16 protein-coding genes are annotated in these 13,357 nt (G+C 72.1%); 7 read left to right on the forward strand and 9 right to left on the reverse strand.

Annotation, left to right across the window (positions count from 1 at the left end):
* On the reverse strand, positions 1-1,140 hold a 1,140-nt coding region (locus CA984_RS36305), incomplete at its 3' end, for a histidine kinase (RefSeq protein ID WP_086577932.1).
* Between the two features lie 126 nt (positions 1,141-1,266).
* Between CA984_RS36305 and CA984_RS36310 the strand changes: the two genes are divergently transcribed.
* Positions 1,267-2,025: a TSUP family transporter gene (locus CA984_RS36310; RefSeq protein ID WP_423229350.1), complete on the forward strand. Its 759-nt coding sequence runs from the start codon at positions 1,267-1,269 to the stop codon at positions 2,023-2,025.
* 133 nt (positions 2,026-2,158) lie between these two features.
* Here CA984_RS36310 and CA984_RS36315 read toward each other — a convergent pair whose 3' ends face one another.
* Together CA984_RS36315 and CA984_RS36320 are read right to left on the reverse strand one after the other, a co-directional pair.
* On the reverse strand, positions 2,159-3,346 hold the full coding sequence (locus CA984_RS36315) for an MFS transporter (RefSeq protein ID WP_086577934.1): 1,188 nt from the start codon (positions 3,344-3,346) through the stop codon (positions 2,159-2,161).
* A 16-nt stretch (positions 3,347-3,362) separates the two neighbouring features.
* Complete coding sequence (locus CA984_RS36320) at positions 3,363-4,121, reverse strand: DeoR/GlpR family DNA-binding transcription regulator (protein ID WP_086577935.1); 759 nt, start codon at positions 4,119-4,121, stop codon at positions 3,363-3,365.
* A 57-nt stretch (positions 4,122-4,178) separates the two neighbouring features.
* Between CA984_RS36320 and CA984_RS36325 the strand changes: the two genes are divergently transcribed.
* Complete coding sequence (locus tag CA984_RS36325; RefSeq protein ID WP_086577945.1) at positions 4,179-5,162, forward strand: helix-turn-helix transcriptional regulator; 984 nt, start codon at positions 4,179-4,181, stop codon at positions 5,160-5,162.
* Between the two features lie 297 nt (positions 5,163-5,459).
* On the opposite strand, the gene CA984_RS36330 is transcribed toward CA984_RS36325, so the two are convergent.
* Complete coding sequence (locus tag CA984_RS36330) at positions 5,460-5,921, reverse strand: VOC family protein (RefSeq protein ID WP_207621162.1); 462 nt, start codon at positions 5,919-5,921, stop codon at positions 5,460-5,462.
* Between the two features lie 87 nt (positions 5,922-6,008).
* Here CA984_RS36330 and CA984_RS36335 point away from each other — a divergent pair, with 87 nt between their 5' ends.
* On the forward strand, positions 6,009-6,572 hold the full coding sequence (locus CA984_RS36335) for a GNAT family N-acetyltransferase (protein WP_086577936.1): 564 nt from the start codon (positions 6,009-6,011) through the stop codon (positions 6,570-6,572).
* 41 nt (positions 6,573-6,613) lie between these two features.
* Here CA984_RS36335 and CA984_RS36340 read toward each other — a convergent pair whose 3' ends face one another.
* The 4 genes from CA984_RS36340 to aroQ form a co-directional block, all read right to left on the reverse strand.
* On the reverse strand, positions 6,614-7,450 hold the full coding sequence (locus CA984_RS36340) for an NAD(P)H-binding protein (RefSeq protein WP_086577937.1): 837 nt from the start codon (positions 7,448-7,450) through the stop codon (positions 6,614-6,616).
* A 99-nt stretch (positions 7,451-7,549) separates the two neighbouring features.
* Positions 7,550-7,852 carry a helix-hairpin-helix domain-containing protein gene (locus CA984_RS36345; protein WP_086577938.1) on the reverse strand — a complete coding sequence of 101 codons (303 nt, stop codon included), beginning with the start codon at positions 7,850-7,852 and terminating at the stop codon, positions 7,550-7,552.
* 178 nt (positions 7,853-8,030) lie between these two features.
* Entirely contained in the window at positions 8,031-8,549 is a 519-nt protein-coding gene (locus CA984_RS36350; protein WP_086577939.1) for a GbsR/MarR family transcriptional regulator, read from the reverse strand.
* A 67-nt stretch (positions 8,550-8,616) separates the two neighbouring features.
* Positions 8,617-9,078, reverse strand: coding sequence for a type II 3-dehydroquinate dehydratase (gene aroQ / locus CA984_RS36355; RefSeq protein ID WP_207621163.1), 462 nt, complete (start codon positions 9,076-9,078; stop codon positions 8,617-8,619).
* Positions 9,079-9,502: 424 nt separating this feature from the next.
* Here aroQ and abc-f point away from each other — a divergent pair, with 424 nt between their 5' ends.
* Both abc-f and CA984_RS47430 read left to right on the forward strand, forming a co-directional pair.
* A complete protein-coding gene (abc-f, locus tag CA984_RS36360) occupies positions 9,503-11,137 on the forward strand; it encodes a ribosomal protection-like ABC-F family protein (protein ID WP_086577941.1) in 1,635 nt (544 codons plus the stop codon).
* Between the two features lie 37 nt (positions 11,138-11,174).
* Entirely contained in the window at positions 11,175-11,432 is a 258-nt protein-coding gene (locus CA984_RS47430) for a hypothetical protein (RefSeq protein WP_086577942.1), read from the forward strand.
* 169 nt (positions 11,433-11,601) lie between these two features.
* On the opposite strand, the gene CA984_RS36370 is transcribed toward CA984_RS47430, so the two are convergent.
* The gene (locus tag CA984_RS36370; RefSeq protein WP_242676368.1) at positions 11,602-12,060 is read right to left on the reverse strand and encodes a peptidase inhibitor family I36 protein; all 459 of its coding nucleotides are present in this window, start codon (positions 12,058-12,060) and stop codon (positions 11,602-11,604) included.
* Between the two features lie 486 nt (positions 12,061-12,546).
* Here CA984_RS36370 and CA984_RS36375 point away from each other — a divergent pair, with 486 nt between their 5' ends.
* Positions 12,547-12,876 carry a trypco2 family protein gene (locus CA984_RS36375; protein ID WP_086577944.1) on the forward strand — a complete coding sequence of 110 codons (330 nt, stop codon included), beginning with the start codon at positions 12,547-12,549 and terminating at the stop codon, positions 12,874-12,876.
* Between the two features lie 36 nt (positions 12,877-12,912).
* Positions 12,913-13,357 (forward strand): trypsin-like peptidase domain-containing protein (locus CA984_RS36380; protein WP_133061880.1); only part of this gene is annotated, 445 nt, incomplete at its 3' end.

The following is a 13,357-nucleotide window of genomic DNA, read 5'->3' on the forward strand; positions in this document are numbered from 1 at the left end:
GCCCAGCAGCGTCACCCGCTCCCGCATGCCCGCCACCCCCCGGCGTCCGGCCCGCTCCGGCCGCTGCCGGACCCGGTTGCGCACCTCCAGCTCAAGACGGTCGTCATGGACGGCCGCCGCCAGCCGGGCCGGACCGGAGCCGTGCCGGAGCGCGTTGGTCAGCGCCTCCTGGACGATCCGGTAGGCCTCCCGCGAGACCAGTGCGGGCAGTGCGGAGAGATCGCCGGTGATCTCGGCGGCGGCGCCGGTCGAACGGACCAGCTCGGGCAGGTCCGCCAGGGTCCTGGCCGGAGCGCGGTCGCCGCTCTCCTCCTCGCGCAGCAGCCCGAGCACGTGATCCAGATCCTCCAGGGCCGCGCGCGCAGACTCCTCGATCGCCGTCAGCGCGGTACGCGCCGCCTCCGGATCCCGGCCGAGCACCCGGCCGGCCGCGCCCGCCTGGATGGTCACCACGCTGAGCGCGTGCCCGACCGAGTCGTGCAGCTCGCGGGCGAGCCGGTTGCGCGTGGCCAGCAGCCGGGCCCGCTCCTCCAGCGCCGCCAGCCGGTCGGCCGGGGCGGGGCCGAGCAGGGCCGGAGCGAGCCGCGCCAGCAGCGCCCCCGCGCCCGCCGCCGCGTAGACGAGCAGCGCGAGCGTCACCAGCGCCGCCGCCGGTCCCCACGCGCCGCTCCAGCCGGCCGTCACCGTGAAGCCGAGGAACGCGCCCCGGTCACCCAGCAACGGCAGCAGGGACAGCCAGATCGCGAACGGCACCAGCGCGAGCGTCGCCCCCGCCAGCACCGCGCCGATCCCCAAATGCAGGGTGAACCAGGCCGCGGTACGGCGCCGCTCGGCCCAGGTGCGTGCCGGCCGGTCGGGAGGGGAGTCGATCCGGACGCCCAGCAGGCCCCGCGCGGCGGTCAGCTCCAGCGCGCGCACCGGCAGGAACAGCCCGGTCAGCGCGATCAGGGGGAGGGCGCCCGCCAGGACGGCCGGGTCCATGGAGACCAGCGTGTAGGCCGTCGTCTCCCGCAGCCGCAGCAGTTCCGCGAGCACCGTGCCGACCATCACGTACGGCATGGCCAGCGCACCGCCCAGGATCAGGCACGTCCACCCGAGATAGGTGGCCCGGCTGGTCAGCGGGGCCAGGATGCGTCTCACGCGCCCAATCCTCCCAGCTCACGCTGGTATGCGCCCTCCCACCGGGGAGGGACCGCCTCCCTCCGGCGGGGGAGGGGTGGATACGCTCTGCCGGGCGGACATCTGATTCGGGGGTTTGGCGTGGATATGGCGGAGATCGTCCTGCTGCTCGTAGCGGCGGCCGGGGCGGGATGGATCGACGCCGTGGTCGGTGGGGGAGGGCTGCTGCAGCTCCCGGTGCTCCTCATGGCCGGGCTCTCACCGGTCCAGGCGCTGGCCACCAACAAGTTCGCCGCCATCTTCGGCACGGCCTCCGCGGCCGTGACCTACGCCAGGACCACCAAGATCGACGCAGGGGTGGCGGTACCGGCCGGGCTGGGCGCGGTGGTCTTCGCCGGGCTGGGCGCGGCGTCTGCGGCGGCGATCTCCCGGGAGGCGCTCATCCCGCTGGTCATGGTCACCCTGGTGAGCGTGGCGCTGTTCGTCACCTTCCGGCCTGCTTTCGGCACCCATCCCCAGCCCCACCTGCGCACCCACGCGAGGACCGTTGCCGCGATCGCCGTCACCGGTGCCGGGATCGCCTTCTACGACGGCATCCTGGGCCCGGGCACCGGCACCTTTCTGATCATCGCCTTCACCACGATCCTCGGTATGGACTTCGTGAGCGGCTCGGCCCACTCGAAGATCATCAATTCCTGCACGAATCTGGGAGCCCTGCTGGTCTTCGCCTACCAGGGGCATGTGCTGTGGCTGCTCGGTCTGGCCATGGCCGTCTGCAACATCGCCGGAGCCCAGCTCGGCGCCCGGATGGCCCTGCGCCGGGGGGCGGGGTTCGTGCGCGCGGTCCTGCTGTGCGTGGTGATCGCGATGGTGGCCAAGCTGGGCTACGAGCAGTTCGCCGCCTGACGCCACGTGGTGCCGGCGCATGTGCGTCTCGACGGGTCGGCGGTCCAGGATCACGTCGGAGTCGAGCCAGTGGATGACGTCACCGGTGGCGGCGGCGAGCCCTGGAGAGCCGGCCCTGCTCCGAGATATTGATCTACTTTGTAAAGGGGTGGGGTCGGAGCGCGGCCGCCGCCAGTGCCACGAAGGCCGCCAGTATCACGGGGATGATCAGGGCGCGCGGCAGCCCCACCAGCTCGGCCACGCTGCCGATCAGCACCGGACCGCTGAGGAAGCCCACGTAGGACAGGCTCGCCACCCGGGCCAGAGCCTGCCCGGCGCGGGCCGGGTCGCGCCGTCCGGCGGCGGAGAAGACCTGCGGGACGATGCACGACAGGCCGGCGCCGAAACAGCCGAAGCCGACGACCGCGGCCACCGGATGGTCGGCCAGCAGGGCGGCGCCGAGTCCCGAGGCGGCCAGCAGGCCGCAGCTACGCACCAGCGTCACCGGGCCCAGCCGGGCGGCCAGCCGGTCGCCCACCAGGCGGCCGGCGGTCATCATGACGGAGAACGCGGCGTAGGCCGCCGCGGCGAACCCGGCCGAACTGCCGAGGGCGTCGCGCAGGTAGACCGAGCTCCAGTCCGCCGCCGCCCCCTCCCCGATCATGCAGCAGATCCCCAGCACGCCCAGGAGGAGCAGGCCGCGGTCCCAGCCCGCCGTACCGGCGCCGCCCGTGACGTCGGCGTCGGCTCCCCGGGCGGGTGCCGCCGGGGGAGTGAACGCCCAGCGGGAAGCCCATAGAGCCAGGACGGCGATGGCCGCGGCCAGGGCGGCGAAGGTGGCCGCGGGGGTGAACGCGGCGTGCGCGAGCAGCCCCCCGACGGCCGCGCCGACGAACCCGCCGATGCTGAACACCGCGTGGAAGGACGACATGAGCGGCCGGTCCATGGCCCGCTCCACCTCGACGGCGTTGGCGTTCATCGCCACGTCGAGCGTGCCGTGCACCGCGCCGAAGGCGAACAGCGCCAGTGCCAGGGCTGCCAGGTTCGGCATGTAGGCCGGGAGGATCAGCACGACGCTCTGCGCGAAGGCCATCGGCAGCATCACCCTGACGCTGCCGTAGCGGTCGACGAGGCGGCCCACCACCTGCATGCCCGCGATCGCCCCGGCGGCGATGCCGAGCAGGCCGAGGCTGAGCTGGCCGTCGCTCAGCTCGAGCTCCTGTTTGATGGAGGGGATCCGTGCCGTCCAGGTGCCGATGGCCATGCCGGCGAGCAGGAAGAGCAGGCAGACCGCCACTCTGCCGCGGACGAGCGTGCCGCGGTCGGCGGTGGTGACGTGCATGAGGGGGGAGCTCCAGTCAGACGGTGCGGACGATGACGCCCGCGGCGACGAGGGCGTCGTGCTCGGCCGGGGGGAGCGCGGTGTCGGTGACCACCATGTCGAGGCGGTCCAGGGGGCAGACGGCGCCGAAGGCGGTGCGGCTGAACTTGCCGGAGTCGGTGGCCGCGACGACGCGCCGGGCAGAGGAGATCGCCGCCTGCTTGACGGCGACGTCGGACAGGTCGTGGGCGGTCAGGCCGTGCTCGGCGGACAGGCCGCAGCAGCCGATGACCGCGGTGTCGAAGCGCAGGGAGCGGATGGCGCTCTCGGTCAGGGGGCCGACGAGGTTGAGCTCTCCGGGGCGGACCTCGCCGCCGGGGAGCACCAGGCGGACGCGCGGGGCCGTGCTGAGCTCGTGTGCGGCCTGCAGGGAGAGCGGCAGGACCGTCAGGCGGCGGTCGCGGATCGCCCTGGCGATCTCCAGGTTGGTGGTCCCGCCGTCCAGCAGCACGGCCTCGCCGTCGGAGAGCAGCGAGGCGACCTCGGCGGCGATGCGCCGTTTGGCCTCCACCGCCTCGCGTTCGCGGACCCCGAACGGCGGCTCCTCCCCGCGCAGCAGCAGGCTCACCGCGCCGCCGCGCACCCGCCTCACCACGCCCTGCTGGGCGAGCTCGTCGAGGTCGCGGCGGATGGTCATCTCCGACACCGCGTGCTCGACGGCCAGCTCCGCCACCGAGACCGTGTCGCTGACGCGCAGCGCGGACATGATCGCCCGAATCCGATCAGCACCTTCCATGCGTTCATTTGAACATGCCGTGTGTGACTTTGGCAATCGTGCGGAACAATGGGCGGCATGCGTGCGAGTCGTCTGCTGTCACTCCTGCTGCTCCTGCAGACCCGGGGGCACATGACGGCCACCGAGCTGTCGGAGGAGCTGGAGGTATCGGTCCGGACGGTCTACCGGGACGTGGAGGCCCTGTCGTCGGCGGGGGTGCCGGTCTACGCCGATCGCGGCCCGGCCGGAGGATACCGTCTGCTGGACGGCTACCGCACCCGCCTCAACGGGCTGACCGCCGAGGAGGCCTCCTCGCTGTTCCTGGCCGGGCTGCCCGGCCCCGCCGCCGAGCTCGGGCTGGGGGAGGTGGCCGCCAACGCCGAGCTGAAACTGCTCGCCGCGCTGCCTCCCGAGCCGCGCTTCCACGCCTCCCGGATGCGTGAGCGCTTCCACCTGGACGTCCCGGGGTGGTACAGAGGCGCCGACGAGGCGCCTTTCCTGGGGGAGGTCTCCGAGGCGGTGTGGGACCAGCGCCCGCTGCGCATGACCTACCGCCGATGGGGCCCGCGCGACGTCGAGCGCCTGGCCCATCCCTACGGCCTCGTCCTCAAGGGCGGGTCGTGGTACATGGTGGCGGCCGTCGGCGGAGGAGAGCCCCGCACCTACCGCGTGTCGCGGATCCTCGCCGCCGAGATCGTCGAGGGCCGTTTCGAACGGCCCCGAGACTTCGAGCTGGCCGCCTACTGGGAGCGCTACGCGGACGACTTCCGGGCCCGGATGTACACCGCCGAGGCCCTGGTGCGGGTGGCGCCCGGCATCGAGGGCATGTTCCGCTACACCGTCGGCGCCGATGTCGCCGACGCCGCGCTGGCCGAGGCGGGCCCGCCCGACGATCGCGGCTGGGTCGTCGTGCGCCTGCCGATCGAGTCGGTCAGGCACGCCCACTGGCTGCTGCTGCGCCTGGGCGCCGACGTCGAGGTCCTGGAGCCCGCCGAGCTGCGCGCCCAGATGGCCGCCACGGTCGCCGACCTCGGCGTGCTGTACGGCGCGGACCGGGACTGATCGTCCGCCGACGGCCGCGATTCCGGTCAACATCGGGACTGATCGCCCGCCGACGGCCGCGATTCCGGTCGACGTGGTCTGTCCCCTTCGGGGGAGGAGGATGATCTCGCTCCGGGCCTGGCCGGTCCCGCTCCCGCGAGGGACCGAGGCCGGCTCTGCCGGCGGGTGGGCTTCCGCCATGTCGCCGGCTGGGCCGCGGCGCCGGTCGGCCCCGCCGTCGGCGATGGCGGCGGGGACGACCGGCGCCGACGACCCGGCGAACGGCCCGGGGCGGCGGACGCGCTCGGCCGGCTCGGCTCAGGAGGCGGGCGGTGCCTGCGGCAGCGGCGCGAACAGGTCGACGCTGTTGCCGTCCGGGTCCCGCACCAGCGCGTAGCGCTGCCCCCAGAACGCGTCCCAAGGCTGCTTGTGCCCCTCGTAACCGGCCTGGACGAGGTCGGCGTAGACCCGGTCCACCTCCTGCGGATCGTCGCAGGCGAAGGCCAGGCTGATCCGGGCGCTGCCGTGGGAGGGGGACCATTCCGGATCGAAGGAGCGGACGGTGTCGACGGTGTCCCACGCGAGCCGCAGCCCGCCGGGGAGGTCCGTCTCGACATGCGGCTCGGAATCGGCGCTCAGCGGGATGTCCAACCCGAGACGGCGGTAGAAGGCCAGAGACTTGCCCATATCGCTTACGACGAGACCGATCAGATTGAAAGAAGGTGCCATACCCGCCACGTTACGGTCCGGCGGCCCGCCCGTCTTGAACGGATCGGACATGCAGGCCTGTGGCCTCCTTCCCCTCCGGGGATCTTGAAGGCGGTTAAACCAGATGAAGCGACAGCCGGATGAACCGATAATCGGACGATGCAGATCTTCCTGGAGACCGACCGCCTGACGCTGCGCCGCTTCACCGGGGCCGACGAGGACGATCTGGTCGAGCTCGACGGCGACCCCGAGGTCATGCGCTTCCTCAACGGCGGCAGGCCGACTCCCCGCGAGGAGATCCGGGACAGGGTCCTGCCTGCTTTCCTCGGCTACTACGAGCGCTCCGAGGGGTTCGGCTTCTGGGCGGCCGTGGAGAGGTCCACCGGACGGTTCCTGGGCTGGTTCCACTTCCGGCCGCGCCGCGACGAGCCGCGTGAGGGCGAGGTCGAGCTCGGTTACCGCCTGCGCCGGGCCGCCTGGGGGAAGGGCTACGCCACCGAGGGGTCGCGTGCGCTGATCCACAAGGGCTTCACCGAGCTCGGCGTGGACCGCGTGTTCGCCGGGACGATGGCGGTCAACCTCGGCTCCCGGCGCGTGATGGAGAAGTCCGGCCTGACGCTGGTGCGCACCTTCCACCAGGACTGGCCGGACGTCATCGACGGTTCCGAGCACGGAGAGGTCGAGTACGCCCTGACCAGGGCCGACTGGCAGGCGCGTCGCTGAGGGCGCGGTCCGGCCGGCGGGCCGCCGTACCCGCGCGGGGGTCAGGCCCCGCCGGGGCCGGCCGGGCGCAGCGCGGTGGTGACGGCCTGCCGCAGGGTCGTGGCGGGACGGCCGAGAACCTCCTGGAGGTCGCCGGTCTGGGTCTCCAGCGCGCCGGCGCGCACCTGGCCGTTGAGCCAGCGGAGGGCGCCGCTCGCGTCGTCGGGCCCCTCACGGTGGGCGACCGGGACGCCGGAGACCTCGGTGAGGGTCCGGGCGAGCTGCGGGTAGGTCCACAGCGGACCGGTGAAGTCGTAGCCGCGGCCCAGGTGCCCGTCGCCGGTCAGCACGTTGGCGGCGGCCTCGGCGAGGTCGGCCCGTGACGCGGTGTTGAGGCCGCGCCCGCCGGTGGCGTCGGTCAGCTCGCCGGAGGCGACGGCGGCCCGGAGACCGGGGTTGAGGAACGCCTCGCTGTAGTAGGGGTGACGGAGCATCGTGTACGGCAGGCCGCCGGCGAGGATCGCCTTCTCGGTGGCGTGGTGCGCCTCGGTGACACCCGTGCCGTCGCTCTCGGCGCCCAGGAAGCTGGTGTAGGCGAGGGCGCCGACGCCGGCGACCCCGGCCGCGTCGAGGGCGGCCAGGTGCTGGGCGAGGCGGCGGGCCGGGTCCAGCTCCGGGGATGAGATCAGCAGCAACCGGTCGGCTCCGCCGAACGCCTCGCGCAGGCTCGCCGGATCGTCGTAGTCGCCACGGCGGACCTGGACGCCGCGGGCCGCCAGGTCGGCGGCGGCGCCGGGATCGCGCACGGCGGCGACGACCTCACCGGCGGGCACCCGGGTCAGGAGCCGGTCGACGACCAGGCGGCCGAGCGCACCGGAAGCGGCGGAGACAACGATCATTGGTACTCCAGGGGGCGGTACGGCGAGACGGCCGAATCTATCCGGACGGCCAGGGCGGCCGGAAATGGTTTTTCACCGGCCGGGCGGAGCCGGCGGCCCTCAGCGCACCCGTTCGGAGAGCAGGCGCTTGCGTCCGGCGGTGTAGTCCCACCACGGGCGCGCCGGTCCGCCGTCGGCCTGCTCGACGGCGGACATGAACGTGTCCAGCAGGCAGGGGTCGTATCGGCGCCCGTCCAGGGCGCACAACCGGTCGTACAACTCCACCGGGTCCAGGCCGGCGAGCTGGCCCGTGCGGGTGATTCCCACCCGCGCCAGATGCCGGGCCACCGCCGGGCCCACGTTGGCCAGCTCCAGCAGGTCTGTCTGCCCGGTCGTGTCGTCGCGCCTGTCAGGAGAGCTCATGGGTCCATTCCCTCACGCCCGCGGCCCCGGCGTCTTGCAGGTTTCGGTCATCCGGGTCGTCCGTACGGCCCGCGAGGACAGCTGGGCGCGTGCGGTGGGCGAGCCGTCGGCCCCGGCCGGGGGCGGCTCGGCCGGTGCGGGAGCGTTCGCCGGTCAGAGGGCTCCGGCGCCGTCGCCCCTAATGACCGTGGTCGCCACGGCCCCGGACGCCGCCGGGCCTGCCGGTCTGCGCCGCCGTGACCTCGCGTGCCTCCAGCTCCCGCCACCTGTTCATCAGCTCGGGGACCTCTCGGCGCAGAAAGGCGAAGAAACGCCGGATCTCCTCCAGGCGGGCTCCCACGGGCGTGTCCCGGTCGAACACCTCAAGCCCTTCCCGGGCGCCCTCCTCGAAACGGCGGAAGACCTCGTCGCTGGACGTGGCCGCGGTGAACCACGCCACCTGGTCGACGCGGTAACGGTCACGCCGTTCCCCCGGATCGCGCTCGCGTGCCACCATTCCCACGTGCATCAGGTATTTCACCGCGCCGGAGATCGCCGGCGGCCCCACCTGGAGCCGCTCGGCGAGTTCGGCGGCGGTGAGCCTGCCGTCGTCGGAGACGAGCAGCGCGGCGAAGACCCTGGCCGCCATCCGGGGATAGCCGGACTCGGACATGATCATGGCGAACCGCTCCAGGAAGCCCTGGGCGTCGAGTGTCATCCGATTGAGTTTACACAGTTCACGAAATGCATGAAGGAACGCCTCGCGGAGCCGCCGGCTCCGCCTCCTACCGCGAGGACATCCCGTGGAGGGCGTCGATGGCCAGGCGGTAGCCGTCCACGCCGAGGCCGACGATGGTGCCGCGAGCGACGGGGGAGATGTAGGAGTGGTGCCGGAAGGCCTCCCGGCGGTGCACGTTGGAGATGTGCACCTCGACGACCGGGAGCTCGGTGCCCTCGACGGCGTCGTGCAGGGCGATCGAGGTGTGGGTGTAGGCGCCGGGATTGAAGACCGCGCCGATGCTCTCACCGGCCTTGACGCGCGCTCCGGCCTCGTGGATCCAGTCGATCAGCAGGCCTTCGTGGTTGGACTGGCGGAAGACCAGGTCCAGGCCGAGCCGGGTGGCCTCCTCACGGCACAGTTCTTCGAGGATCGACAGTGTCGTGGTGCCGTACACCTCGGGCCTGCGGGTGCCGAGCAGGTTCAGGTTCGGGCCATTGAGTACGTAGACGACGGTCACAGGGATCATTCTCGCGCATCGGCGGAGGCGAGCCGGCGAGCCGCACCACCCGGTCACGGCCGGGGCCGCCGAGGTCCGCCCGGAGCGGCCCGCTGTCGACGCCGGGACGGCCTTCGGCCCGGCGGAGAAGCGGCGCTCGTTCTTCTTCCGCGCTACCTGATCCGGGCGCAGCCCGGCATGACGGTCCGACGGGCCGGCTCGCTCCGGAGATCACACGTCAACGGGAGTGGGGTTCTCAGCTGGTACTGTGGCTGGTCGGTAATGGCGGAACGGAGCATGACATGGCAGGCGAAGAAGACATCTCCGGGTGATCCCGGATCTCATGGCCATCGGTGACGCGCCTATTGCGTGTCCGCCGGTTGGCGATGTCTTCGTGTCCTGACCATTTTGCCGGGCGGGCTCTGCCGTGCCGGCCGAACGCGGAAGCGATCCGATGTCCGACGCCCTGATCGTGGTTTCGAACCTGTCTTTTTCCTGGCCCGACGACACCCCGGTGTTCGAGGACCTCTCATTCACCATCCCCGCGGGACGCACCGGCCTGGTGGCGCCCAACGGCGCCGGTAAGAGCACGCTGCTCAGGCTGATCGCCGGTGCACTTCGCCCGGCCGCGGGCTCGGTCACGGTGGAGGGGGTGCTGGGCTACCTACCCCAGACCCTGCCCCTCGTCGGCGACCTGACCGTAGCCGAGGTCCTGGAGATCGCTCCGGTGATCAGGGCGCTGAACGCCATCGAGTCCGGAGACGCGAGCGAGGAGCACTTCACCACGATCGGCAACGACTGGGACATCGAGGAGCGCACCCGTGCCCAGCTGGACCGGCTCGGCCTCGGGGACGTCTCCCTCACCCGGCGCCTGCACACCCTCAGCGGCGGCCAGGTCGTCTCCCTCGGCCTGGCGGCACAGCTGCTGAAGCGGCCCGACGTCCTGCTGCTCGACGAACCGACCAACAACCTCGACCTCGACGCGCGCCACAGGCTCTACGACGTGCTCGGGGACTGGAACGGCTGCCTGCTGCTGGTCAGCCACGACCGGGCACTGCTCGACCGCATGGACCGCATCGCCGAGCTCGACCAAGGCGAGATCCGGTCCTACGGCGGGAACTTCACCGAGTACGAGGAGGCCGTACGCGCCGGGCGGGAGGTCGCCGAGAAAAACATCCGCAACGCCGAGCAGGAGGTCAGGCGGGAGAAGCGGGAGATGCAGCAGGCCCGCGAGCGGGCCGCTCGCCGGGCCGGCAACGCCGCCCGCAACCTCAAGAGCGCCGGCCTGCCGAAGATCTTCGCTGGGACGATGAAGCGGCGCGCCCAGGAGTCGGCGGGGAGGGCGAACGAGACGCACGCCGCGCGGGTCAGCGAGGCCAGGGCCCGGCTCGACGAGGCGGGCCGTGCCCTGCGCGACGAGCAGAAGATCGCGCTGGAGCTGCCCGGGACCCGCGTCCCGGCCGGACGCACCGTCTTCCTCGGCGAACGGATGCAGGTCCGCTACGGTGAGCGGGCCCTCTTCGCAGGGGAGGGGGCGGATCTGACGATCCGGGGGCCCGAGCGGATCGCCCTGACCGGTCCCAACGGCGCCGGCAAGTCCACCCTGCTGCGCGTCGTCAACGGCGAGCTGGAGCCGGAGGGCGGCGGGACCAAGCGGGCCGACGGCCGGGTCGCCTACCTGTCCCAACGGCTGGACCTGCTGGACCTCGACCGCACCGTGGCGGAGAACCTGGCCGCGTTCGCGCCCGGGATGCCGGAGGCGCAGCGGATGAATCTGCTCGCCCGCTTCCTGTTCCGGGGCTCCCGCATGCACCTCCCGGTCGGGGTGCTGTCCGGCGGCGAGCGGCTGCGCGCCACCCTGGCCTGCGTCCTGTGCGCCGAACCGGCGCCCCAGCTGCTGCTGCTGGACGAACCGACCAACAACCTCGACCTGGTCAGCGTCACCCAGCTGGAAGGCGCCCTGCAGTCATACGAAGGCGCCTTCATGGTGGTCAGCCACGACGAGCGGTTCCTCGCCGAGATCGGAGTGGACCGCTGGCTGCGGCTGTCCGAGGGGCGCCTGCTCGAAACGGGCGCTCCTGATGTGTGAGGTGACGGCGGCGGGCCCCGTGCCTCACCACCGACGTATGGGCGACCGGGCACCTGCCGAGCTGCTGAAGATGGCCGACGCACTCATGCCGGGCGCCTCCCGCGACGCGGCACGGCTCGCCCGGGGCGGGATCCACGACGTCGTCCTGCTCCCCGGTGTCGCGGCTGTGCGGATCAGCCGGCTCGTCGCGGTCCTCGAACTCGGCGGCAAGCCCCTGACGCGTGTCGGAAGCTACGCCGAGCACATCGTCGCGTGGCTGGAGCGGAACGCCGACCGAGAGCCGCCCGGGAGCTGATCCGAAGACCGGCCCCACGCCTGCGGCATCCGGCGTCCACGACAGTCGGAACGCCGGTGGGAAACGACGGCGCTCGCTCCGCCGGAACCGAGCGGAGCGAGCGCCGAAGGGACATGACCGCAGTGAGCCGGTAACGGGCCGCGCGCCCGAAGGGCCGTGCGGGGCCGCGTCAGCCGTGTGAGTCGGCCCGTGAACCCGTGAGAGTGAGGCAGGACGGACCGTTCGGACCGCCGATGCGGACGGAACTGAAGAAGTCGCGGTAGGCGGTGAAGAAGTTGCCCTTCCCGCCGGGGGTGGTCAGGGCCGAGCAGCCGCCGTAGCCGGCTTCGGAGTAAAGGTGGATGAAGGAATCCGTGCGATTCCAGTCCGACTTGGCCCTGCCGGCCATGCCGAGAGCGGCGAGATCCGGCGTATCGCTCTGGATCTCGATGATGTCGCCGGTGCCGTCGAGGCCGGAGAACAGGCAGTAGTGGTCGTCATGGCATCGGTTGTAGCCGTCGGCCGCCTGGGCGGGAACGCTCGTCAGGGTGGCCAGCGCGATGGCCGCGATCGGTAGTGCCAGCATCTGAAGCTTCTTGCCCAATGTTCCTCCATTGGTGAAACTTTTTTTCGATGACCGGTCAAACATACCTGCTTCGATCTTGATGAGGAAGGGACGGCTGCCCCCGATTTCCGTGCTTGGGATGTACGGCAGCCAATCCGTCGATGAGCCGGATGGAAGCGATCCCTGCCGGGAACCCGCGACGTCGGGGGAGTGTCGCGGGGAGATCGGCTCGGGAGGCCGCCCGGCCGGCTTCCGGGCAGGCGTCAAAGCATGCCCCCACCCTGGCCGGACACGATCACATCCGGCTCCGGAGCGTGCCGCCCGCCACGTTCCGAGTCCGTGGAGACGACTGCCGCCGGGAGCCGCACACCGTCACCGCCATCACGCGGAGCTACCCCGCGGCCGTCGTCACCGATCGGAGCGGGAACCTCCGGCCGGTGACGACGGCCCGAGTGGAGGGACGGTCTGTGGCCGTTTGAGGACAATCGCCGGTCAATCGACGCGTATACCGGATTGCAACTGGGGTGGCGTCTTATGGTGGGCAACCGTCCCGTAGGTCAGGAGCTGGTCATGGGTGAGGAACCGCTGTCGCTGGCCGAGGCGATGGACCTGGTGCGCGCCGAGGTCGCCAAGGCCCGTGTCCGCGCCGAGGTGCTCGGCGAGGAGCTGCGCTTCACCGTCGGCACGGTGGAGGTGGAGTTCCTGGTGCAGATCGCCCGGGAGAAGGGCGGCGAGGRCAAGCTCACCCTCGGCGTGGTCGAGGCCGGGGCGTCGGGCAAGAGGGCCCGCACCGACACCCACCGCATCATGTTCTCCCTGGCCCCGTTCTCCACCGAGACCCGGCAGCCGCCGGTGATCAACGACGAGGTGACGCAGCCGCCGCCGCGCCCGACCCGGTGACCCGCCCAGCCCGGTACGACCCCGAGCAGAGGTCCCATGCGTGAAGATCTGGTCGTCGACGTCCTGACCCGCCGCGACGGGCGGCCGTTGGCGTTGGCCAGCGGGTATCTGATCGCACCGAGCTTGGTGCTGACCGCCCGCCACGCCGTCGACTCCGCCGCCGCCGTCCATGTCCGGCTGCTGAGCGACACCCGCCGGCGGCCCTGCCGGATCGCCTGGCGGAGCCCGACCCAGGACGTGGCGGTGCTGGCGTTCGCCGCTGAGCGGGATCAGGTGCACGCGGCGCCGGTGGGCCGGTGGGGCCTCTACGCCGGGATCAGCGCCGCCAACCCGGCGGAGACCATGGGGTTTCCCTGGGCGCAGGAGGCCGAGGACGGCAGCCGTGATGTCGAGCACCTGCGTCTGCTGATCAACTCCGGGGCCGGATGGCTGAGCGGTCGCAACCAGGCCGCCGTGGACGGCCCGATCCCGGTCGAGCGCT

The organism is Streptosporangium minutum (genome assembly GCF_002149035.1).
In the GTDB taxonomy this organism is placed as follows: domain Bacteria; phylum Actinomycetota; class Actinomycetes; order Streptosporangiales; family Streptosporangiaceae; genus Streptosporangium; species Streptosporangium minutum.

Bases quoted from the DNA above. Each gene is read 5' to 3' on its own strand.
- CA984_RS36310 (WP_423229350.1), top strand. From the start codon at position 1,267: ATGGCGGAGATCGTCCTGCTGCTCGTAGCGGCGGCCGGGGCGGGATGG.
- CA984_RS36315 (WP_086577934.1), bottom strand. From the start codon at position 3,346: ATGCACGTCACCACCGCCGACCGCGGCACGCTCGTCCGCGGCAGAGTG.
- CA984_RS36320 (WP_086577935.1), bottom strand. From the start codon at position 4,121: ATGGAAGGTGCTGATCGGATTCGGGCGATCATGTCCGCGCTGCGCGTC.
- CA984_RS36325 (WP_086577945.1), top strand. From the start codon at position 4,179: ATGCGTGCGAGTCGTCTGCTGTCACTCCTGCTGCTCCTGCAGACCCGG.
- CA984_RS36330 (WP_207621162.1), bottom strand. From the start codon at position 5,921: ATGTCCGATCCGTTCAAGACGGGCGGGCCGCCGGACCGTAACGTGGCG.
- CA984_RS36335 (WP_086577936.1), top strand. From the start codon at position 6,009: ATGCAGATCTTCCTGGAGACCGACCGCCTGACGCTGCGCCGCTTCACC.
- CA984_RS36340 (WP_086577937.1), bottom strand. From the start codon at position 7,450: ATGATCGTTGTCTCCGCCGCTTCCGGTGCGCTCGGCCGCCTGGTCGTC.
- CA984_RS36345 (WP_086577938.1), bottom strand. From the start codon at position 7,852: ATGAGCTCTCCTGACAGGCGCGACGACACGACCGGGCAGACAGACCTG.
- CA984_RS36350 (WP_086577939.1), bottom strand. From the start codon at position 8,549: ATGACACTCGACGCCCAGGGCTTCCTGGAGCGGTTCGCCATGATCATG.
- aroQ (WP_207621163.1), bottom strand. From the start codon at position 9,078: ATGATCCCTGTGACCGTCGTCTACGTACTCAATGGCCCGAACCTGAAC.
- abc-f (WP_086577941.1), top strand. From the start codon at position 9,503: ATGTCCGACGCCCTGATCGTGGTTTCGAACCTGTCTTTTTCCTGGCCC.
- CA984_RS47430 (WP_086577942.1), top strand. From the start codon at position 11,175: ATGGGCGACCGGGCACCTGCCGAGCTGCTGAAGATGGCCGACGCACTC.
- CA984_RS36370 (WP_242676368.1), bottom strand. From the start codon at position 12,060: ATGTTTGACCGGTCATCGAAAAAAAGTTTCACCAATGGAGGAACATTG.